General features: G+C 69.9%; 15 protein-coding genes. 10 read left to right on the top strand and 5 right to left on the bottom strand.

The window, feature by feature from the left end; genetic code table 11:
• The first annotated feature begins 16 nt into the window (after positions 1–16).
• The 8 genes from ffh (at position 17) to V2J18_RS14240 (ending at position 7,183) form a co-directional block, all read left to right on the top strand.
• Positions 17–1,384 (top strand): signal recognition particle protein, encoded by a 1,368-nt coding sequence (gene ffh, locus V2J18_RS14275; RefSeq protein WP_064750146.1) that lies wholly within the window; start codon positions 17–19, stop codon positions 1,382–1,384.
• 275 nt (positions 1,385–1,659) lie between these two features.
• Positions 1,660–2,574 carry a hypothetical protein gene (locus tag V2J18_RS14270; RefSeq protein WP_336132085.1) on the top strand — a complete coding sequence of 305 codons (915 nt, stop codon included), beginning with the start codon at positions 1,660–1,662 and terminating at the stop codon, positions 2,572–2,574.
• 292 nt (positions 2,575–2,866) lie between these two features.
• A complete protein-coding gene (locus tag V2J18_RS14265) occupies positions 2,867–3,796 on the top strand; it encodes a hypothetical protein (protein WP_336132084.1) in 930 nt (309 codons plus the stop codon).
• A gap of 536 nt (positions 3,797–4,332) precedes the next feature.
• Positions 4,333–4,590, top strand: coding sequence for a 30S ribosomal protein S16 (gene rpsP / locus V2J18_RS14260; RefSeq protein WP_064750149.1), 258 nt, complete (start codon positions 4,333–4,335; stop codon positions 4,588–4,590).
• 49 nt (positions 4,591–4,639) lie between these two features.
• A complete protein-coding gene (rimM, locus tag V2J18_RS14255; protein WP_064750150.1) occupies positions 4,640–5,155 on the top strand; it encodes a ribosome maturation factor RimM in 516 nt (171 codons plus the stop codon).
• 85 nt (positions 5,156–5,240) lie between these two features.
• Complete coding sequence (trmD, locus tag V2J18_RS14250) at positions 5,241–6,074, top strand: tRNA (guanosine(37)-N1)-methyltransferase TrmD (protein WP_064750151.1); 834 nt, start codon at positions 5,241–5,243, stop codon at positions 6,072–6,074.
• A 111-nt stretch (positions 6,075–6,185) separates the two neighbouring features.
• Complete coding sequence (gene rplS / locus V2J18_RS14245; protein WP_064750152.1) at positions 6,186–6,584, top strand: 50S ribosomal protein L19; 399 nt, start codon at positions 6,186–6,188, stop codon at positions 6,582–6,584.
• 233 nt (positions 6,585–6,817) lie between these two features.
• Complete coding sequence (locus tag V2J18_RS14240) at positions 6,818–7,183, top strand: hypothetical protein (RefSeq protein ID WP_141233645.1); 366 nt, start codon at positions 6,818–6,820, stop codon at positions 7,181–7,183.
• A 13-nt stretch (positions 7,184–7,196) separates the two neighbouring features.
• Here V2J18_RS14240 and V2J18_RS14235 read toward each other — a convergent pair whose 3' ends face one another.
• Entirely contained in the window at positions 7,197–8,714 is a 1,518-nt protein-coding gene (locus tag V2J18_RS14235; protein ID WP_336132083.1) for an MATE family efflux transporter, read from the bottom strand.
• Between the two features lie 281 nt (positions 8,715–8,995).
• Between V2J18_RS14235 and V2J18_RS14230 the strand changes: the two genes are divergently transcribed.
• Positions 8,996–9,415 carry an RNA-binding S4 domain-containing protein gene (locus V2J18_RS14230; protein WP_336132082.1) on the top strand — a complete coding sequence of 140 codons (420 nt, stop codon included), beginning with the start codon at positions 8,996–8,998 and terminating at the stop codon, positions 9,413–9,415.
• A gap of 286 nt (positions 9,416–9,701) precedes the next feature.
• On the opposite strand, the gene V2J18_RS14225 is transcribed toward V2J18_RS14230, so the two are convergent.
• Entirely contained in the window at positions 9,702–10,331 is a 630-nt protein-coding gene (locus tag V2J18_RS14225; RefSeq protein ID WP_336132081.1) for a DUF937 domain-containing protein, read from the bottom strand.
• Positions 10,332–10,575: 244 nt separating this feature from the next.
• Entirely contained in the window at positions 10,576–12,756 is a 2,181-nt protein-coding gene (gene katG, locus V2J18_RS14220) for a catalase/peroxidase HPI (protein WP_336132080.1), read from the bottom strand.
• A 507-nt stretch (positions 12,757–13,263) separates the two neighbouring features.
• Between katG and V2J18_RS14215 the strand changes: the two genes are divergently transcribed.
• Entirely contained in the window at positions 13,264–13,473 is a 210-nt protein-coding gene (locus V2J18_RS14215; protein WP_064750158.1) for a hypothetical protein, read from the top strand.
• A gap of 51 nt (positions 13,474–13,524) precedes the next feature.
• Here V2J18_RS14215 and V2J18_RS14210 read toward each other — a convergent pair whose 3' ends face one another.
• Both V2J18_RS14210 and mutS read right to left on the bottom strand, forming a co-directional pair.
• Positions 13,525–16,887 (bottom strand): AAA family ATPase, encoded by a 3,363-nt coding sequence (locus V2J18_RS14210; protein ID WP_336132079.1) that lies wholly within the window; start codon positions 16,885–16,887, stop codon positions 13,525–13,527.
• A gap of 106 nt (positions 16,888–16,993) precedes the next feature.
• Positions 16,994–19,537 carry a DNA mismatch repair protein MutS gene (mutS, locus tag V2J18_RS14205; RefSeq protein WP_336133116.1) on the bottom strand — a complete coding sequence of 848 codons (2,544 nt, stop codon included), beginning with the start codon at positions 19,535–19,537 and terminating at the stop codon, positions 16,994–16,996.
• Positions 19,538–20,292 lie beyond the last annotated feature (755 nt).

The following is a 20,292-nucleotide window of genomic DNA, read 5'->3' as shown; positions in this document are numbered from 1 at the left end:
GCGACCCCGCTCCGCCATGTTCGAATCCCTGACCCAACGCCTGTCCGGCACCATCGAGCGCCTGCGCGGCCGCGGCCGTCTGACCGAAGAGAACATCCGCGAGTCGCTGCGCGAAGTGCGCATCGCCCTGCTCGAAGCCGACGTCGCCCTGCCGGTGGTGCAGGCCCTGATCGAGCGGATCAAGGTGCGCGCGGTCGGCCAGGAAGTGCTCAAGTCGCTGACCCCGGGCCAGGCCCTGATCAAGGTCGTGCGCGACGAGCTGACCGCGGTCATGGGTTCGCAGGCCGCCGACCTCAACCTCAACGTGCCGGCGCCGGCGGTGATCCTGATGGCCGGCCTGCAGGGCGCCGGCAAGACCACCACGGTCGGCAAGCTGGCCAAGCACCTGCGCGAACGGCGCAAGAAGAAGGTGATGGTGGTCTCGGCCGACGTCTACCGTCCGGCCGCGATCGAACAGCTGCGCCAGCTCGCCGAGCAGGTCGAAGTGCTGTTCTTCCCGTCCAGCGCATCGCAGAAGCCCGAAGAGATCGTGCGCGCGGCGATCGCCGACGCCAAGAAGTCGTTCGTCGACGTGCTGCTGGTCGATACCGCCGGCCGCCTCGCCATCGACGAAGCGATGATGACCGAGATCAAGGCGCTGCACGCCGCGGTCGCGCCGGTCGAGACTCTGTTCGTGGTCGACTCGATGACCGGCCAGGACGCCGCGATCACCGCCAAGGCCTTCGCCGAGGCGCTGCCGCTGACCGGCGTGGTGCTGACCAAGACCGACGGCGACGCCCGCGGCGGCGCCGCGCTGTCGGTGCGTTACGTGACCGGCCGGCCGATCAAGTTCATCGGCGTCGGCGAGAAGCCCGACGGTCTGGACGTGTTCCATCCCGACCGCGTCGCCAGCCGCATCCTCGACATGGGCGACGTGCTGTCGCTGGTCGAGCAGGTCGAGCAACAGGTCGACAAGGACAAGGCGCAGAAGCTCGCCGAGAAAGTCGCCAAGGGCAAGAAGTTCGACCTCAACGACATGAAGGACCAGCTCGAGCAGATGCAGAACATGGGCGGCCTGCACGGGCTCATGGACAAGCTGCCGGGCATGGGCCAGATCCCCGATGCGGTCAAGAACCAGATCACCGGCAAGGAAGTGCCGCGGATGGTCGCGATCATCAACTCGATGACCAAGAAGGAGCGGCGCAATCCGACCCTGCTCAACGGCTCGCGCCGGGCGCGCATCGCCAAGGGCGCCGGCCTGACCCCGGCCGACGTCAACAAGCTGATGAAGCAGTATCAGCAGATGGAGAAGATGATGAGCAAACTCTCCGGCGGCGGCATGAAGGGCTTGATGCGCGGCATGCGCGGGATGATGGGCGGCCGCGGCGGGATGCCGTTCCGCTGAGCGGCCGCGCCGCGAACCCGGCGCACATCGTTACAAAAACGCGACGGCGGCTTTCGGGTCGCCGTTTTTGTTTGTGCCGATCGGTGAGGCGTCACGCTCCGCACGCGTCGGGTCGCTTGCGTCGCGACGCGCGCTGCGCACACTTGCTGCGCGTCGCGACGGCGCGCTCGTTTCGTCTTCGCTCGGGACGCCGCGACGGCCGTCGCCGACGCACTTTCGGTTCGTCTTTCATCGCTCGCGAAGCATCGCAGCGATTTCACTTGGAGATCCAACGCATGATGCAATCCTTTCCCATCCGCGGCGCGCTCGCGCTCGGCTTCGCCGCCGCCGGTCTGTACGGCGCGCCGCAGGCGGCCATGGCCGCTTCCAGCTTCGCCTATGTCAGCGAAACCGGCGACGTGATCGGCGACGGCAAGCGCGGCAGCTACACCGACGCCAACGCCCAGTTCCAACTGCGCGGCACGGCCTACGAAGCGACGCTCGACATCTCCACCGGCGACAAGGTGTGGACGGTGCGCCTGGCGCCGCCGCCCGGCGAGCGGCTGCGGCCGGGGCGTTACTACCTGGCCGAGCATTTCCGCGAGCGGACCGGGCGCGCGGCCGGCGCTTATGTTTCCACCGACCGCAGCTACTGCACCTATGCCTGGAGTACGGTGCAGATCCGGCAGATCGCGTTCGACAGCAACGGTGCGATCAAGGGTTTGGAGGCGGTGGTCCAGCAGCGCTGCGACCACGATGTGATGCCCTTGCTGACCGTGGTGATGAGCCACAATGTCGCGCCGCTGTCGTTTAAGTTCAAGCGGACCTTCAGCGATCCGGTCAGGAACGTCGATCTGGGCTACGCCGGCGACACGTCGTTGTTCGCGCTGAACGGAACCGACAGCCTGCTCAGCTACGAGGTCGACGGACGCCAGAACCGTTGGCGTCTGAAACTCACGCCGCCTACCGGTAAGCGCCTGCTCAAGGGTACGTACGCGCTCGCTTCCGTCGCCAGCGCCAATGCCTTGGGCCTGGATATGTATTCGCGTAGCGGCCACCACGCGTTCCTGTGCGAGGGCATGTCCGGCACCCTGCAGATCAAGGACGTGCGCTACAGCAGCGCCGGCGCGGCGACCGCGCTGTGGGCGGACTTCGAGTACCGCTGCGCGGACGGCGACGCAGTGCGCGGCGTCATCCGCCACAAACTCTGACCGGCCCTGGCTCTCGGTCGAAGGCCGGCGCGGAAGCGCCGGCCTTTTTTTGTGCCTGATCGAAAGCGGCGTGCGGGTAGCGGCCGCGCTTCGCATCGAAGCCGGCGGTCGCCGACGAGCGGGTGTGCGGTTCTCGGCCAGCGAGACCCGCGCAACCGATCCTGTGCATGCACGACGCGGATCACCGGCCTTCGCGCTCATCGCAGGCAAGGCCGCGCCTCTTCCCGCCGTCGTCTCGCAGCCGCATGCACTCGCCGCCATCGCGCGGCGCACACACACGGAGGTCGTACGCATGGCTTTGCAGCAGCGCAGTTCCCGCAATTCCCGCAATTCCCGCCTGGCCGGCGCGTTCGCGCTGGCCCTGATCGGCGTCGCCGCCGCGCCGGTCGCCGCCGCCGATGCCTTGTACTCCTACGTCAGCCAGGCCGGCGATTACATCGGCGCCGGCCAGTCCAAGGTCTACACCCACGCCGATTCGACCATCACCGTGTCCGGCAATGCCCAGGCGTTGTCGATGAACGTGCGCTCCGGCGTCGACAACTGGCGCATCGACCTGGCCGCGCCGCAGGGGCAGAAGTTCCAGCGCGGCCGTTACTACTACGCCGAGCGCTCGGCGTTCCGCACCGGCCTGTCGCCGGGCATCGACATCGGCGGCAACGGCCGCGGCTGCAACGAAACCTGGGGCTCGGTCTACATCCAGCAGATCGAGTTCGACGCCAACGGCGCGGTGACCGCGCTGGAGGCCACCGCGCTGCAGCGCTGCGAGCGCGAGACCGCACCGCTGTTGGCGGGCGTGCTGCGCTACAACGTGCAACCGCTGGCGCTGAGCCTGGACAGCGACGTCGGCGACTACATCGGCGGCGGCATCAAGAAGAGCTACGCCGGCGACACCAGCGTTTTCGCCCTGCAGGGCAACAACCGCTATCTGACCTATGCCGCCTCCGGCCAGCGCGACGACTGGATGGCGTTCGTGCAGGCGCCCACCGGCAAGACCCTGGCGCCGGGCACGTACCCGATCGCGCGTTTCGCCGATACGGTGCGGATGGGCTTCGACTTCGGCGGCAACGGCCGCGGCTGCAACCGGATTTCCGGCACCGCGACGATCAAGAAGATCGAGCTCGACCCGGTCAGCGGCCTGGTGAGCCAGTTGCTGATGGATTTCGAGCAGCACTGTGAGGCCGGCGCCACCGCCTTGCGCGGCACCCTCCGCTACAAGGCCTGAGCCCGCGCGGCCGCGGCGGCGCGGCGGTTCTCGTGCCCGGAAACGGCGTCCGCGCAGCATGGTTTGCATCGGCGGCTACGGGCGCATCGGGGGCGTCGTCATCGAACCGCAGCCGCAGGCCAGGCCGCTGCACCGCGCGGCAATGCCGTTGCATCGGCGACTCCAAAGCATCGCGACCTGGCGCAGCCAGGTCTGCGTCGGCGTCCGCGAGGGGGCGGACGCCGATGCGCCGGCTCCGGGGGAGCCGGCGAGGGCGGGGCAGCAGACCCGCCCGCCCGGTTCCGAGGGAGTGGAGCCGGCGGCGACGCCCGGCCTGGACGGGCGCCAGGGACGGCGGCTGTGGGCCGGGCGTGGATCGGGGAGGCCGGGCAGGGACGCCCGGCGCTCCGGGCCCGGCATCGGGCGGTTGGCGGCAGGCGGGCACCGGAGCTGTGGCCCCGGCGAGGGCGGCAGGTTTGCTTAAGCCCGCGAATCGGTTAGACTTTCCGGCTTACCCCGTCATTCCGACGGCTGGGCAACACAGGAAAGCAACCCTCATGGTCAAGATCCGACTGACCCGCGGCGGCGCCAAGAAGCGTCCGTTCTACCACATCATCGTCACCGACAGCCGCAGCGCCCGCGACGGCCGCAACATCGAGCGCGTCGGTTTCTACAACCCGGTGGCCGCCGGCAACGAGAAGCGCGTCGAGCTCGACCTCGAGCGCGTCAAGCACTGGGTCTCCAAGGGCGCCCAGCTGACCGACAAGGTCGCCGACCTGTACAAGCAGGCCGCCAAGGCCGCTCCGGCCGCCTGATCCGGCGGGCCGCGCACCGTTTTCGGCGGCGCGGCCCGACCTTCGCATCATGAGCGATACGACGCGCCGCATCCTGTTGGGCAGGGTGCTCGGCGCTTTCGGCATTCGCGGCGAAGTCAAGCTCGAGTCCTGGACCGAGCCGCGCGCCGCGATCTTCCGCTACCAGCCTTGGACCGTGCGCGACCCGCAAGGGCGCGAGCGCGAATTGTCCGGGGTGCGCGGGCGCGAAAGCGGCAAGTACCTGATCGCCACCTTTCCCGACGTGACCGACCGCGACGCGGTCGAGGCCATGCGCGGGACCGAAATCTATGTGCCGCGCTCTGCGCTGCCGCCGCCCAAGCCGGGCGAGTACTACTGGGTCGACTTGGAAGGCCTGCGCGTGGTCACCACCGAAGGCGTGTCGCTGGGCACCGTCTCGCATCTGTTCGCGACCGGCGCCAACGATGTGCTGGTCGCGCGCGACGACGAGCGCGAGCGCATGATTCCGTTCGTGATTCCGCAGTACGTGCTGTCGGTCGATTTCGAGGCCAATCTGGTCACGGTCGACTGGGACCCCGATTTCTAGCGCTCGGCGGACGGCTGCCGGGAATCGGCGAAAACCGGCTCCGCTGCGGCTGTCTCCCGACTCCTCTTCGCTGGCTCCTGGCCCTATGCGCATCGACATCGTCAGCCTGTTTCCCGAGTTCGTCGCGCAATGCGCGGCGTTCGGCGTGGTCGGCCGGGCCGGCGAGCGCGGGCTGTTGGCGCTGCACGGCTGGAATCCGCGCGATTACGCCGAGGGCAATTACCGCCGCGTCGACGACCGCCCGTTCGGCGGCGGCCCGGGCATGGTGATGCTGATCGAACCGCTGCGGGCGGCGATCCGCGCCGCGCGCGCGGCCGACCCGACGCCGGCGCGGGTGGTCTATCTGAGCCCGCAGGGCGCGCGCCTGGACCAGGCCAAGGTCCGCGAACTGGCCGGGCATGAGCGCCTGATCCTGCTGTGCGGACGCTACGAGGGCGTCGACGAGCGGCTGATCCAGGCCGAGGTCGACGAGGAAGTGTCGATCGGCGACTACGTCCTGTCCGGCGGCGAACTGGCGGCGGCGGTGGTGGTCGACGCGGTCGCGCGACTGCAGGAGGGCGCGCTCAACGACGCCGAGTCCGCGGTCCAGGACAGCTTCGAGGACGGCCTGCTGGACTGCCCGCACTACACCCGCCCGGTCGAGCACGAGTTGGGCGCGGTGCCGGCGGTGCTGATGTCGGGCAACCATGCCCTGATCGCCAAGTGGCGCCGCCAGCAATCGCTGGGCCGGACCTGGCAACGCCGCCCGGACCTGCTCGACGAGGCTGCCCTGTCCAAGGCCGACCGCCAGTTGCTGGCGGCTTACCGGGCCGAACTGGCTGCCCAGGCCGCCGCGGGCGTGGCCGAAACCGTTTCCAGGCTCGATCCGGCCGTCGCGGCCGCGGGCGAGACCGGCCGGGACCCGGGCGCAAGCGCCTGAGCCCTAGCCATCCGGGGAAAAACGCCGCTATAATTAGCCGCTTAGCTGTACCCATGCCATGACGCGGGTCCACGTGCACTCGCGCAACAACTAATCCAACAGGCCGCACCCATGAACAAGCCGTCGATCCACACCCTGCTGCAGAATTTCGAAGCCGAACAGGTCCAGCGCAAGCTGCCCGAGTTCAGCCCCGGCGACACCGTCGTCGTCAACGTGAAGGTCAAGGAAGGCAACCGCGAGCGCGTCCAGGCCTACGAAGGCGTGGTCATCGCGAAGAAGAACGCCGGCCTGAACTCCTCGTTCACCGTGCGCAAGATCTCGCACGGCTTCGGCGTCGAGCGCGTGTTCCAGACCCACAGCGCCGTGATCGATTCGGTCAACGTCAAGCGCCGCGGCAAGGTCCGCTCGGGCAAGCTGTACTACCTGCGCGGCCTGGAAGGCAAGAAGGCGCGCATCAAGGAAGATCTGGCCGCCTACGCGCGCGCCAAGAACGCTCCGACCGCCGAGTAATCGTCGTCGTAGAGCCTGCGTCGCGCGTATCGCGCGGCGCCCGCAACGGCCGCCTTCGGGCGGCCGTTCGCGTTTGCGGCCGCGGCGGGCGTCCAAGGTTCGCCTGCGCGCCCGCGCCGACGGCCGGTGCGCGCGGACGCTGTGCGCGACGCCCCGGTTCGCGCTAGATTCCCGACGCGGCGTCTGCGCCCGCAGCGTTCGCCATCAGGCCGCCCCCGCGGCAGGAGCGCACCGTGAATCCGGGTTTGTCCGAAGGCGACATCTGCACCTATCTGCGCAGCGACGGCGTGTGGGGCTTCTTTTGGGTGCTGCGCATCGACGCGTTGGCCGACGGCCGCGACGCCCTGTCGCTGCGCAAGTTCGCCGTGCATGCCCGCGACGAGGTGTTGCGCGAACACCTGGAGGACGTGCGCGAGCTCAAGAGCCGGCCGCTGGAGGGGCATTTCCCGATCGTCGGCACGCGCGTGGCCGAGGTCGAGCCGCGGGTGATCGGCTCGATGCCGGTGCGCGAGGACGACCTGGAAGGCTATCGGGTCTGGCGCGCGGCTTACGAGCAGGGCGAGGCCGGCGTATTCACCGTGCCGCTGGAAGAGATCTGAATCCGCGTCGGCTTCAGTCGGCCTTGGCGGCTACCGCGGCGATGCGGCCGTCGTCCGGGCTGGCGTCGGCGACCAGCGCCGGCGGCTGCGCCGGCACTTCCGCCGGCGCGGCGATGGCGCGGGCGGCGGCTGGTGCGGCGACGCGCTCGGGCGCGGCCATCATCCGCGCCTTGCGCCAGCCGCCCCAGCGGTAATAGGCGATCGACATCAGCATCGAGCACAGCGCGCTGACCGGGAAACTCCACCACAGCGCGTCGGTGCCCAGCGTCGGCTGCAGCCAGGTCGCGAACGGCACCCGGATGCCCCACAGGGCGAAGCCGAGGATCAGCAGCGGCGGAATCACCGCGCCGGTGGCGCGTACCACGCCGGAGATCACGAAGCTGACGCCGAAGAACAGGAACGACCACACCGAGATGTGGTTGAGGTGGCGGGCGATCTCGAACGAGGCGCTGCCCTCGGGCAGGAACAGCGCCAGGGTATAGCGGTCGAACAGGATCAGCGGGGCGATCAACGCGCCGGTCATGAGGAAGTTGAACATCGTGCCGGTGCGGGCCGCCGCGCCGACCCGGTCCCAGCGCCCGGCGCCGACGCTTTGCGCGGCGATCGAGGAACAGGCCGCGCCGATCGCCATCGCCGGCATCTGCACATAGGTCCACAACTGCAGCGCGGCGCCGTAGCCGGCGGCGGTGACGGTGCCGTGGGCGTTGACCAGCGAGATCATCGCGATCATCGCCAGCGAGATCAGCACCATTTGCAGGCCCATCGGCACGCCTTTGACGATCAGCGCGCGCAGCACGTCGGGATCGATCTTCAACAGGTGCGCGTCTTGCCGGCCCAGCCACAACGGATGGCGCTTGCGCCGCAGGTGCAGCAGCATCGCCGCCAGGCTCACGCCCTGGGCGAAGAAGGTCGAGGCCGCCGAGCCGGCGATGCCCAGCGCCGGCACCGGCCCCCAGCCGAAGATCAGCAGCGGGTTGAGGGCGATGTCCAGCGCCACCGACAGCAGCAGGAAGCGGAACGGCGTGCGCGAATCGCCGGCGCCGCGCAGCGCCGCGGAGACGAAGGCGAAGGCGTACAGGAACGGCATCGACAGGAAAATCACCTGCAGGTACTGCTCGGCCAGCGGCAGCGCCGCGGCCGGCGTGCCCATCGCGCGCAGCACCGGGTCGGCGAGGAACCAGCCGGCCGCGGCGATCAGCGCCGACAGGCCGATGAAGAAGCTGGCGCTGGTGCCCATGACCCGCCGCGCGCGGGCGAGGTCGCGCGCGCCGGTGGCCTGGCCGATCAGGATCGTCGCGGCCATGCCGATGCCGAAGATCGAGCCGATCAGAAAGAACATGATGTTGTTGGCGTTCGCGGTCGCGGTCAACGCGGCCTCGCCGAGGTAGCGCCCGACCCAGATCGAATTGATCGAGCCGTTGAGCGATTGCGCTGCGTTGCCGGCCATGATCGGCAGCGCGAACGAGATCATGGTGCGGCCGATCGGGCCTTCGGTCAGCAGATGGCTGCCGCGGGCGTGGCTGGAGGACATGAGGCGGTCCGGGCGGGGATGCGGAAGTATGCCGCCAACGCGGTGAGCGGACCGTGGCCGCAGGCGCCGATGCGTGAGCGGACGTGACCGGTGTTCACCGGGCGTCGCGGGCTGCGGCGCGCGACCGTTCGTCTTCGGCGCTGCGTGCCGATGGCGCGCGATCTCGGGGGCGGCGGGACCCTCGCGGCGGCGGCCGTCCCGATTGCCGGTCGTCCGCCGCGGCGCGCCTGCGGTCGCGTGTCCGCTGTCCGGTCACGATCGCGGTGGTATCGTTCGCGACGATGAGCGACCAGCACGAATCCAAAGTCGCGCCGCAAGCGTCGGTCCGCCTGGACCTATGGCTGTGGGCCGCGCGTTTCTTCAAGACCCGCAGTCTCGCGCGGCAGGCGGTGGAGACCGGGAAGGTCGAGGTCGGCGGCCAGCGCGCCAAGGCCTCGCGTGCGGTGCGCGTCGGCGATGCGATGCGGGTGGCGCGCGGCGAGGAAGCGTTCGAGATCGTCGTGCTCGGCCTCAGCGACACCCGCGGCCCGGCCGGCGTCGCGCAGACGCTCTACGCCGAAAGCGAAGCTTCGCGCCTGGCCCGCGAGCAGGCGCGCGCCATGCGCGTGGCCGAGCGCACCGGTTATCGCGCGCCGGAAACCAAGCCGGACAAGCGTGCGCGGCGGTTGATCCGCGCGTTGGGCGATATCGACGCGATGTGAGGCATCGCCGCGCGTCTCGCCCGCGATGCCCGCGCCGGCGCGCATCCGCCGGCCTCGCAGCCATGTCGCGATAGCGCCCTGGATTCGCGCCTTCGCCGGAACGGCGGTAGGCAGGGCTCGCCGCGCTTTTCGTTCGCCTGCGCGCTCCCCGGCCCTCATGCCCGCGCCGGCCGGCCTCCAGAAACTTCAGCACCGTGCCGAGCCGATCATGCGCCGCGCAGATGCGCGAACGGCCGCGCAAGGCGGCCGTTCGGCAAGTTCCGGCGCGGGCGCCGGAAGGCGGGGCTCAGCGCTTGCCGCCGAGCAGGCTGCCGCCGATCTTGAGCAAGTCGCCGAGGCCGAGCTGGCCGTCGCCGTCCTGGTCGAGCACCGCGCCGAGCAGGCCGCCGGTGGCGTCCTGCTGCTGGATGCGCTGATGCTCCTGGCCCAGCACCTGGCCCAGTTGCTGCGGCGAGGCCGCGGCCTGATTGCCGCCGGAAAGCATGCGCTGGGCGAGGTAGGACAGCACGATCGGCGCGAGCATCTTCAGCAAGGCGCTGGCCTGGTTGCCGCCGAGGCCGGTGCTCTGGCCCAGGCCCTGCGCCGCGGCCTCTTCGCGGCCGCCGAAAATGTGGCCGAGGATGCCGGCACCGTCGGTCTGGCGGCCGCCGCCGCCGCCGAGCACCGCGCCGAGCACGCTGCCTAGGTCCAGGCCGCTGCCGCCGCCGCCCGCATGATCGCGTTGCAGGGCGCCGAACAGCGCTTCCGCGCCCTGCGGCTGGCTGGCGTTGCGGCCCAGCGCGCCGAGCAGCAACGGCAGCGCCGCGCCGACTGCGCTCTGGGTTTGCGGCCCCGACAGGCCGAGCTGGCTGCCCAGCTGCGCGAGCGGCTGGCCCTGGAGTTGGTTGAGGAGATCGTCGGTCAGCGAAGCGCTCATCGGGGTGGTCCGTTGCGAGGAATCCAGATGCTAGCGCCCGCCAGTGAGCGCGGGGTGAGATTTGCGGTTTTTTTTCGCTGGCACATTAGTCGGCCGATGGACGGGCATTCGACGATGATCGATGGCGTTCGCGTCGACTGAAAAACCGACGCCCGGCCGGAGCCGGGCGTCGGAGGTCGCGGACACGGCTCCGCGACGGGGAAGCGCTGCGGACGCGATGAGCGCGCCCGCCGTCGCGGCCCGATCAGGCCAGCTCGAAACGATCGGCGTTCATCACCTTGTTCCAGGCGGCGACGAAGTCGTGCACGAACTTCTCCTTGGCGTCGCCGCTGGCGTAGACCTCGGCCAGCGCGCGCAGCTGCGAGTGCGAACCGAACACCAGGTCGACCCGGGTCGCGGTCCACTTCAGTTCGCCGCTCTTGCGGTCGCGGCCTTCGAAGCTGTCCTTGGCGTCGGAGGTCGCCTTCCACACCGTGCCCATGTCGAGCAGGTTGACGAAGAAGTCGTTGCTGAGCGTGTCGGCGCGATGGGTGAACACGCCGTGCCGGCTCTGCCCGGCGTTGGCGCCGAGCACGCGCAGGCCGCCGACCAGCACGGTGAGTTCCGGTGCGCTGAGGTTGAGCAGCTGCGCCTTGTCGATCAGCAAGGACTCGGCGCTGGCGCCGAACTTGCCGCCGAGATAGTTGCGGAAGCCGTCGGCGACCGGTTCGAGCACGGCGAAGGAATCGACGTCGGTCTGCTCCTGGGTCGCGTCGGTGCGCCCCGGGGTGAAGGGCACCTTGACCGCGACGCCGGCGTTCTTGGCCGCCTGTTCGACGCCGGCCGCGCCGGCCAGCACGATCAGGTCGGCCAGCGAGACCTTCTTGCCGCCGGACTGCGCGGCATTGAAGTCGCGCTGGATCGCTTCCAGGGCCGACAGCACCTTGGCCAGCTGCGCCGGCTGGTTGACCTCCCAGTCCTTCTGCGGCGCCAGGCGGATGCGCGCGCCGTTGGCGCCGCCGCGCTTGTCGGAGCCGCGGAAGGTCGAGGCCGAGGCCCAGGCGGCGGAGATCAGGTGGGCGATCGGCAGACCGGAGGCGAGGATCTTGTCCTTCAGCGCCGCCGCGTCCTGCTCGTCGATCAGCGCGTGGTCGACGGCCGGCACCGGGTCCTGCCAGATCAGCGCTTCGGCCGGCACTTCCGGGCCGAGGTAGCGTGCGCGCGGGCCCATGTCGCGGTGGGTCAGCTTGAACCAGGCGCGGGCGAAGGCCTCGGCGAACTGGTCGGGATTTTCGAAGAAGCGGCGCGAGATCTTTTCGTACGCCGGGTCGAAGCGCAGCGACAGATCCGTGGTCAGCATGGTCGGCGCGCGGCGCTTGTTCGGGTCGAAGGCGTCGGGAATGGTGTCGGCGCCGGCGCCGTTCTTGGCCACCCACTGGTGGGCGCCGGCCGGGCTCTTGCTGAGCTCCCACTCGTAGCCGAACAGATTGGCGAAGAAGCCGTTGCTCCACTGGGTCGGGGTGCTGGTCCAGGTCACTTCCAGGCCGCTGGTGATGGCGTCGCCGCCGAGGCCGCTGCCGTAGCTGCTGGCCCAACCCAGGCCCTGCTGCTCCAGTTCGGCGCCTTCGGGCTCGCGGCCGACGTGCGACTCGGGGCCGGCGCCGTGGGTCTTGCCGAAGGTGTGGCCGCCGGCGATCAGGGCCACGGTCTCTTCGTCGTCCATCGCCATGCGGGCGAAGGTCTCGCGGATGTCGCGCGCGGCGGCGATCGGGTCGGGATTGCCGTTGGGGCCCTGCGGATTGACGTAGATCAGGCCCATCTGCACCGCGCCGAGCGGGTTTTCCAGCACCCGGTCGCCGCTGTAGCGCTTGTCGCCCAGCCAGGTGGTTTCGGCGCCCCAGTAAACGTGTTCTTCCGGTTCCCACACGTCGGCGCGGCCGCCGGCGAAACCGAAGGTCTTGAAGCCCATCGATTCCAGGGCGACGTTGCCGGCCAGGATCATCAGGTCGGCCCAGGAGATCTTGTTGCCGTACTTCTGCTTGATCGGCCACAGCAGGCGGCGCGCCTTGTCCAGGTTGCCGTTGTCCGGCCAGCTGTTGAGCGGGGCGAAGCGCTGTTGGCCGGCGCCGGCGCCGCCGCGGCCGTCGGAGATGCGATAGGTGCCGGCGCTATGCCAGGCCATGCGGATGAACAACGGGCCGTAGTGGCCGAAGTCGGCCGGCCACCATTCCTGCGAATCGGTCATCAACGCGTGCAGGTCCTGCTTCACCGCGGCCAGGTCCAGGCTCTTGAACGCCGCGGCGTAGTCGAACTCCTCGCCCATCGGATCGGACTGCGGACCCTGTTGGTGCAGCATCTTGAGGTTGAGTTGGTTCGGCCACCAGTCGCGGTTGGAGGTGCCGCCGCCGGCGGCGTGGTTGAACGGGCATTTGCTTTCAGTCGACATGGTGTAGGCCTTTGACGGTGAAGGGACGACGGTGGGAATCGTTGCAGCGGACGCCGACGAGCGGGCGGCACGCCGCGCTCGCGGTTGTTCTAGGAGGGGGGAGGGAGGACGTCGATAGACGCGGCGGCGCTGCGTTTCGCTGCGGCGCAGCACGTAGCGACGGCGACAGCCGCGTTCGGGGCAAACACACGTTGTGCGTCCTGCTGGCTCATCGCTGGCGGTCCGTGTCTTGGGGACAACGGGACGATAGGGCGGCGCGATCTCGATGTGAAATCGATCCTTTCGACGTATCCGATAGGGCTGGGCTATGACAGAGCACACTTGCCGGGTCGCGTCGTCGGGCGATGATGCGAGCGCCGCGTTTGCGGCGATGTGACCGTGCGCGGGAATCGCGTCGCCGCGTCGTCGTCGCAGGCCGCGCAGTCGGTCGCGGATCGCGGTGCGGCGGGTGCCGATACTGGCGCGGGCGCCGGCCGGCGTCCGACCCTGTCTAAGGAGAGATCAGGAATGAAGCGTATCGATGCGACCCGGGCGGCGTTCGTCGCGCTGGTGTTCGGGCTGGGCTTCGGCGCCACCGCGTTGGCCTACGACCCCGACTGCTACAGCGCCTGCCAGGAATTGATGAACGATTGCCGCGCGCAGGTCCCGCCGGGCGGCAGCAGCGCCCATTGCAGCCGCGCCTACCGCGAGTGCCTGGCCGGTTGCGAGACCGGCTGATGTACCGGCGCGGCGGACGTCCGCGTCCGCCGCGCGCCGCGCCGTCGCGGCTCAACCGTTCTGGATCACGTCGAACTCGCCGCCGAGCACGCGGTCGAGACGGCCGCTGCGCCAGCCGCGCACGCCATCGCGCACCAGCGGCGACGGGGCGTGGCGGTAGCGGCGGACGATGCGCCGTTCGCCGTCGCCGGCCGCCTGCGGCGTGCGTGCGCGGCCGGGCAGGTCGGGCGCGACCTGCACCGACAACGAAACCCGCTGGGTCACGCCATCGTCCTGCTCTTCGTAGACGTGCAGGCCGGATTCGTCCTGCAGCAGGTCGTAGGCGCCGAAGCCGCTGACCGCGAGCCAGGCCCGGCAGCGCTCGGCATCCTGGCGCAGCACTTCCACCCGCATATTGCGCCGCTGCGCCCAGGCCAGGTACATGCCGAGCAGGCGCTGCCACCACAGGCGCAGCTCGGCGCCGTGGCGCTGCTGCGCGGCCGCGTCGGCGTCGATTTCCAGCAGTGCGTCCTGCGGCCGCTGCGCGCGCAGCGCGGCGACCGCCGGGTCGAGCAGGAACAGCAACTGCGCCAGGCGCCCGGCGAACTCGTCGTTGCCGCCGTCCTGGTGCAGGCGCCGGTGCAGGCGGCGGGCGGTGTCGAGCGCGCTCTCGATGCGGTCGCGGCGTTCGATCCGGTCGAGCACGCCGTGGCGATCGGGCGCCGACCAGAATTCGGCCTGGGCCATGCGGGCGTAGTCGGCGTCGCGGGCCGCGCTCCAGTCGCCGTCGTCGACGGCGTTTTCCAGATGCTGCAAGTGCGCGTCCAGGCGAGCGGCCGTCTCGGTGCCGGCGGCCGGCGAATAGACCAGGTCGCGCAGATCGCCAAGCGCCGCCGCCGTCGCGCGGTCGCGCCCGGCCGCGGCGGTCTGCGCCGAGGCATCGGGATCGATGAACTGCACCTCGAGCCGGTCGCCGGCGCTGCGCACGAACAGAAACTGGTCGCCCTGCGGCGCGCGGTGTTCGACGATGCTGCGCGCCAGCGGCGCCAGCAGGTAGTGCTCGATGGCCCGGCGCAGCGGGCGCGCGCCGAGATCGGGGGTGAAGCCGCGGTCGAGCAGGAATTCGATCGCCGAGGGCTCCCATTCCACCGCCCAGTCGCGGTTGCGCAGGCCGCGCCGGGTCAGCACGCGCTTGAGTTCCTTGTGCAGGATCTCGCGCATCAGGCTGCGGTCGAGCGGGTTGAACAGCACCACCCGGTCGAGGCGGTTGATGAACTCGCGACGGAAGGTCTCGAACAGCGCCTTCTCCACCGCGTCGCGCGAGTAGCCGCCGCGCACCGCGGTGAAGCCGGGGCCGGCGTTGCGCGAGATGGTCGAGCCGACGTTGCTGGTGAGGATGATGATGCTGTGGCGGAAGTCGGCGGTGTGGCCGCTGCGGTCGCTGAGGCGGGCGTCGTCGAACACCTGCAGGAACAGGTCCCAGACCTTGGGGTGGGCTTTCTCGAATTCGTCCAGCAGCACCACCGAGAACGGCTGCTCGCGGATGCGCGCGGTCAGCGAACGCACGCCGCCGCTGCCGCCGCCGTCGTCGGCGGTCAGGCGCCAGGCCGAGTCCTCGGACTGGAACTCGCTCATGTCCAGCCGCAGCAGACGCTCGTCGCTGCCGAACAGCAGCTCGCCAAGCGCCTTGGCCAGCTCGGTCTTGCCGGTGCCGGTGGGGCCGGCGAACAGGAACACGCCGATCGGCCGCGCGCTGTCGATCAGGCCGGCCTTGAGCAGGGCGATGCGGTCGAGCAGGGCGTCGACGGCTTCGTCCTGGCCGAGCACGCGCTGGCGGAAGAAGCCGCGCAGCCGCTCCAGGTCCAGGCTCTGGCGGTCGTCGACGATGTCCAGCGGCAGGCCGCTGCGTTCGGCCACCGTCGCCAACAGGCGCTCGCCGTCCAGCGGCAGCGCCGGCGGCTGCTGGTTCAGCGCGCCCTGCAGGGCGTCGCCGAGCAGGCGCAGCAGGCGCCCGGGCTCCTGCTGCTCGGGGAAGTACTGCGCGGCCATGCGCGCGGCTTCGGCCAGGGTGCGTTCGTCGGCGACTTCGCGGCCCAGGCGCGCGGCTTCCAGGCGCGCCCATTCGCCGGCGATCGGCGCCAGCGCGGCCGGGTCCAGCGGCGCCAGCTGCAGCAGTTCGAAGTGATGCTTGATCACCGGACGCGCGACCAACAGTTCGGCCAACTGGCGCGGGGTCACCTCGCCGATCAAGCGCAGCTGGCCGCGCTCGATCGCCGGCAGCACCAGGTCGAGCAGGCCGCGCGGGTCGCGCGAGTGCGCGCCCTTGGCCAGCAGGTCGAAGAACTCCGGCGCGCGCCACAGCGCGCGTCGGCGGTCGAGCACGGCGAGCATTTCGCGCACGCGCCCTTCCAGTTCGCCGATGTAGCTCTGCCCGGACAGCACCTCCGCCGCCGAGGCTTCGAACACCAGCCAGCCGTCGCCTTGCAGGCGTTCGACCAGCAAGTCGACCAGCACGGTCTTGCCGACGCCGTGTTCGCCGACCACCAGCACCGAGCCGCCGCCGTCGCCGTCGAAGGACTCGCGCAGGCGTTGCAATTGCTGCGCCAGCGCATCGTGGACGATGCGCACGGCCGGCTTGGGGCTGGGATTGACCCGGCCGAAGGCGCCGAGCACGCGGGTCTCGCGGCGCGCGCCGGCGATGCCGTCGAGCCGGTCCAGCAAGGGCTGCAGCAGCGGCGACTGGAACTTCTGCAGCAGCTCGCGCAAGTGCGCGGCCTGTTGTTCGTCGAGTTCGTCCAGGCCCTCGGGCGCCGGCGCCGGCGGGAAGGCGGCGGCCCATTGCAGGTAGTCGCGCAGTTGTTGCCGGGTCGGGGCGAAGTCCCACCACCAGGCCTGCGCGTACCGCATCAGCCGCGGCAAGGCGCTTGCGTCCGGCTGCCGTTGCAGGTGTTCGAGCAGGAAGTGCAGCGGATAGCCGCCGAACTGGCCGGCGTGGTCGACGACCGCGTCCAGCGCCACGTCGGTGCGTCGCGGCAGGGCCTTGGCGATCATCGACTGCAGCACGTAGCCGCTGCCGTTGAGATGGCGCAGCAGTTCCTCGGCGCTGAAGGCCTCGCCGGCGAGCAGGTCGGCGCCCTGGTGGAATTCGGCCAGGGCGAGCAGGTCCTGCGGGCGCTGGATGCGTTCGTCGACCGCATCGATGCGGCGGATCAGCGCGAACAGGCGGTCCTGCGGGGTTTCCTCGCCGGTCTGCGCGACCGGCGCCGTGGCATCGCCGTTCTCGCCCTCATCGGCGCTGGCATGCGCGGTGTCGTCGTCGCCGGCGTCGCCGGTTGCGGCGAGGGCCGATTGCGCATTCGCCGGCGGCGGCGTTCGGTAGAGACGGGCGAGAATCAGGCCGGCGACCACGCCGACCACGAATAACAAGGCTTCCACGAGCGCTCCGGTGTCCGTTCCGGGCATCAGTGTAGCGGTGGCCGCGCGCCGGGGACTGCGAACGCAGGAGGCGAAACCCCGCCCGGGCCAAGCCGGGCGCGGCGGCTCAGCTCAGCGCTTTGATCCGGTACAGCGCTTCCAGCGCCTGCTTCGGGGTGAGTTCGTCCGGATCGACCGCGGCCAGCGCGTCGAGCGCGGCCGAGGACGGCGCGAACAATCCGAACTGCTGCGGCGCGTCGAGCGCGGCCTGGGCGAACGAAGGCTTGGGCGTGTCGCGGCCCTGCTGTTCCAGTTCGGCCAGGCGTCCGCGCGCCTGCTTGACCACCGACTTGGGCAGGCCGGCCAGCGCCGCGACCTGCAGGCCGAAGCTGCGGTCGGCCGGGCCGTCCTTGACCGCGTGCATGAACACCAGTTGCTCGCCGTGCTCGACCGCGTCGAGGTGGACGTTGGCGATGCCGTTGCCAGGCTCGGCCAGCGCGGTCAGCTCGAAGTAGTGGGTGGCGAACAGGGTGTAGGCGCGATTGCTGTGGGCCAGATGGCGCGCGCAAGCCTCGGCCAGGGCCAGGCCGTCGTAGGTCGAGGTGCCGCGGCCGATCTCGTCCATCAGCACCAGCGAACGGTCGGTGGCGTGATGGAGGATGTAGCTGGTCTCGCTCATCTCGACCATGAAGGTCGACTGGCCGCGGGCGAGGTCGTCGCCGGCGCCGATGCGGGTCAGGATGCGGTCGATCGGGCCGATCGTCGCCCGCGCCGCCGGCACGAAGCTGCCGATGTGGGCCAGCAGCACGATCAGCGCGTTCTGGCGCATGTAGGTCGACTTGCCGCCCATGTTCGGGCCGGTGATGACCAGCATGCGGCGGCCGTTGGCCTCGTCGAGGATCAGGTCGTTGGGTTCGAACGGTTCCTTGCGCACCGCCTCGACCACCGGATGGCGGCCGCGTTCGATGCGCAGGCCGGGCTGCTCGCTCAATTCCGGCAGCGACCAGTCCAAGCTCGCCGCGCGCTCGGCGAAAGCGCACAGCACGTCCAGCTCGGACAGCGCCGCGGCGCAGCGCTTGAGCGGTTCCAGGCGTTCGTTGAGCGCGTCCAGCAGCTGTTCGTACAGCAGCCGCTCGCGCGCCAGCGCGCGTTCGCGCGCCGACAACACCTTGTCCTCGAACTGCTTGAGTTCTTCGGTGATGTAGCGCTCGGCGTTGCTGAGGGTCTGGCGGCGGGTGTAGTGGGTCGGCGCCTTGTCGGCCTGGGCCTTGCTGATTTCCAGGTAATAGCCGTGGACGCGGTTGTAGCCGACCTTGAGGGTCGGGATGCCGCTGCTGGCGCGTTCGCGCGTTTCCAGGTCGACCAGGAACTGGTCGGCGTTGGTCGACAGCGTGCGCAGTTCGTCGAGTTCGGCGTCGTAGCCGGCTGCGAACACGCCGCCGTCGCGGGCCAGCACCGGCGGCTGCGGCACGATCGCCTGCGCCAGCAGGTGCGCGTGCTCGTCGTGCTCGCCGAGTTCGGCGCACAGCGCGGCCAGCCGCGGCGCGTCCAGCGGCGAGAGCAGGCCGCGCACGTCCGGCAGCAGGCCGAGGCCGTCGCGCAGGGTCGACAGGTCGCGCGGGCGCGCACTGCGCAGGGCGATGCGCGAGAGGATGCGCTCCAGGTCGCCGAGCGCGCGGAAGCGCTCGCGCACCTCGTCCCCGACGCGCGATTCGATCAGCGTCGCTACCGCCTGATGGCGATGGCGCAGCGTGTCGCGATCGCGCAGCGGGCGGTGCAGCCAACGCCGCAGCAAGCGCCCGCCCATCGGCGTGACCGTGCTGTCGAGCACGCCGAGCAGGGTGGTGCGGCTGTCGCCGTCGATGCGGCTGTCCAGTTCCAGATGGCGCCGGGTCGCGGCGTTCATCGCGATCGCGCCGTCGCCGGACTCGATCGCGATCGAAGTCAGATGCGGCAGGCGCTGTTTCTGGGTTTCCTCGACATAGCCGAGCAAGGCCGCGGCCGCGGCGATCGCCAGCGGCTTGTCTTCCAGGCCGAAACCGGACAGGTCGTGCAGGCCGAAGAAACGCAGCAGCTGGCGGCGGCCGCTGTCGCTGTCGAACAGCCACGGCGGCCGCCGGCGCACGCCGGTGCGCTCGGCCACGAACGGCGCCCAGCCGTCCTCGTCGGCGACCAGCAGTTCGGCCGGCTCCAGCCGCGCCAGCTCGGCTTCCAGCGCGTCCTCGCTGGCGACTTCGTTGACCAGGAAGCGGCCCGCGGCCAGATCGGCCCAGGCCACGCCGTAACCGTGCTTGCCGCGCGCCACCGCCAGCAGCAGCGTATCGCGGCGCTCGTTGAGCAGGGCTTCGTCGGTGACCGTGCCCGGGGTGATGATCCGCACCACCTTGCGTTCGACGATGCCCTTGGCCAGCGCCGGGTCGCCGATCTGCTCGCAGATCGCCACCGATTCGCCCAGCGCGACCAGGCGCGCCAGGTAGCCCTCGGCCGAATGGTGCGGCACCCCGGCCATCGGAATCGGCTGACCGGCCGAAGCGCCGCGCTGGGTCAGGGTGATATCGAGCAACCGCGCCGCCTTGCGCGCGTCGTCGTAGAACAGCTCGTAGAAATCGCCCATGCGGAAAAACAGCAATACGTCCGGGTGCTCCGCCTTGGCGGCGAAGAACTGGCGCATCAGCGGGGTATGGGCGTCGTTATTGCGGGCGGAGGATTCGGAAGCGGACACGTAGCGCGGCGTTGGACGATGAACGGGGCGGCGCGGGGCGCCGGCGGGGTGACAGTATGCCAGTCCGGGTGGGGTGGCCGCCCGGCGGGGTGGCTAGGCCGAGTCGGCATCGGCTGCGCAATATTTGGCCAGTCACCTTGCTAGCGAGAGTGCTCTCAGCTTCCAGGGCTAGCAGCCGCCTCGACGGCTGCGAGACCGTCGGTGAGCTGTCTGCAGCTTGTCTATGGCGTAGGCGAGATGCGTTGGCGCAGCTCGGAGAGCTGAGGTCAAGTCGGACTGCTCCTTATTGAATCGAGATCGTAATGATTGTTCGAGCCGTCAGCATGGGCTGGTCCAGGGACTGGGCGGGAGCAAAAGGGCGAGCATCGCCATCGGCCAACGCCACGCTTCACGCTTAGAGAAAGATGCCCAGAGAGGTTGGGGGACTTGCGGGCCTTCGAGATAAGCACGACAGCAAAAAAATGTGTGAAATGGATCAAATAAGACATGTCTTAGTTCGGCCGCTTCGCGAAAACGATCGTCTAGGAACTTTGCCGATGGAGGTGCCAATAGAAGGCATCTAAATTGTGATGCATGTTCGGATTTGCGTCCATTGCATCCCCTCTCTGCGCCGAAAAGTGCGCATTCCGGCGTGCTCGCCGGCAACGCAGTCCCAACTCTCCAGCGTCGGACTGCATTGCGCATACGCTGTCGGGCGTGAGCGA

It is taken from the genome of Lysobacter firmicutimachus (assembly GCF_037027445.1).
Lineage (GTDB): Bacteria > Pseudomonadota > Gammaproteobacteria > Xanthomonadales > Xanthomonadaceae > Lysobacter > Lysobacter firmicutimachus.
This window is presented reverse-complemented; position numbering and strand designations above follow the sequence as displayed.

What these genes read in the sequence shown, in the direction of transcription:
- rplS (WP_064750152.1), top strand. Translation starts at nt 6,186, where the DNA reads ATGAACAAGCCGTCGATCCACACCCTGCTGCAGAATTTCGAAGCCGAA.
- V2J18_RS14215 (WP_064750158.1), top strand. Translation starts at nt 13,264, where the DNA reads ATGAAGCGTATCGATGCGACCCGGGCGGCGTTCGTCGCGCTGGTGTTC.
- katG (WP_336132080.1), bottom strand. Translation starts at nt 12,756, where the DNA reads ATGTCGACTGAAAGCAAATGCCCGTTCAACCACGCCGCCGGCGGCGGC.
- V2J18_RS14270 (WP_336132085.1), top strand. Translation starts at nt 1,660, where the DNA reads ATGATGCAATCCTTTCCCATCCGCGGCGCGCTCGCGCTCGGCTTCGCC.
- V2J18_RS14235 (WP_336132083.1), bottom strand. Translation starts at nt 8,714, where the DNA reads ATGTCCTCCAGCCACGCCCGCGGCAGCCATCTGCTGACCGAAGGCCCG.
- V2J18_RS14265 (WP_336132084.1), top strand. Translation starts at nt 2,867, where the DNA reads ATGGCTTTGCAGCAGCGCAGTTCCCGCAATTCCCGCAATTCCCGCCTG.
- V2J18_RS14230 (WP_336132082.1), top strand. Translation starts at nt 8,996, where the DNA reads ATGAGCGACCAGCACGAATCCAAAGTCGCGCCGCAAGCGTCGGTCCGC.
- rimM (WP_064750150.1), top strand. Translation starts at nt 4,640, where the DNA reads ATGAGCGATACGACGCGCCGCATCCTGTTGGGCAGGGTGCTCGGCGCT.
- trmD (WP_064750151.1), top strand. Translation starts at nt 5,241, where the DNA reads ATGCGCATCGACATCGTCAGCCTGTTTCCCGAGTTCGTCGCGCAATGC.
- V2J18_RS14225 (WP_336132081.1), bottom strand. Translation starts at nt 10,331, where the DNA reads ATGAGCGCTTCGCTGACCGACGATCTCCTCAACCAACTCCAGGGCCAG.
- rpsP (WP_064750149.1), top strand. Translation starts at nt 4,333, where the DNA reads ATGGTCAAGATCCGACTGACCCGCGGCGGCGCCAAGAAGCGTCCGTTC.
- ffh (WP_064750146.1), top strand. Translation starts at nt 17, where the DNA reads ATGTTCGAATCCCTGACCCAACGCCTGTCCGGCACCATCGAGCGCCTG.
- mutS (WP_336133116.1), bottom strand. Translation starts at nt 19,537, where the DNA reads ATGCGCCAGTTCTTCGCCGCCAAGGCGGAGCACCCGGACGTATTGCTG.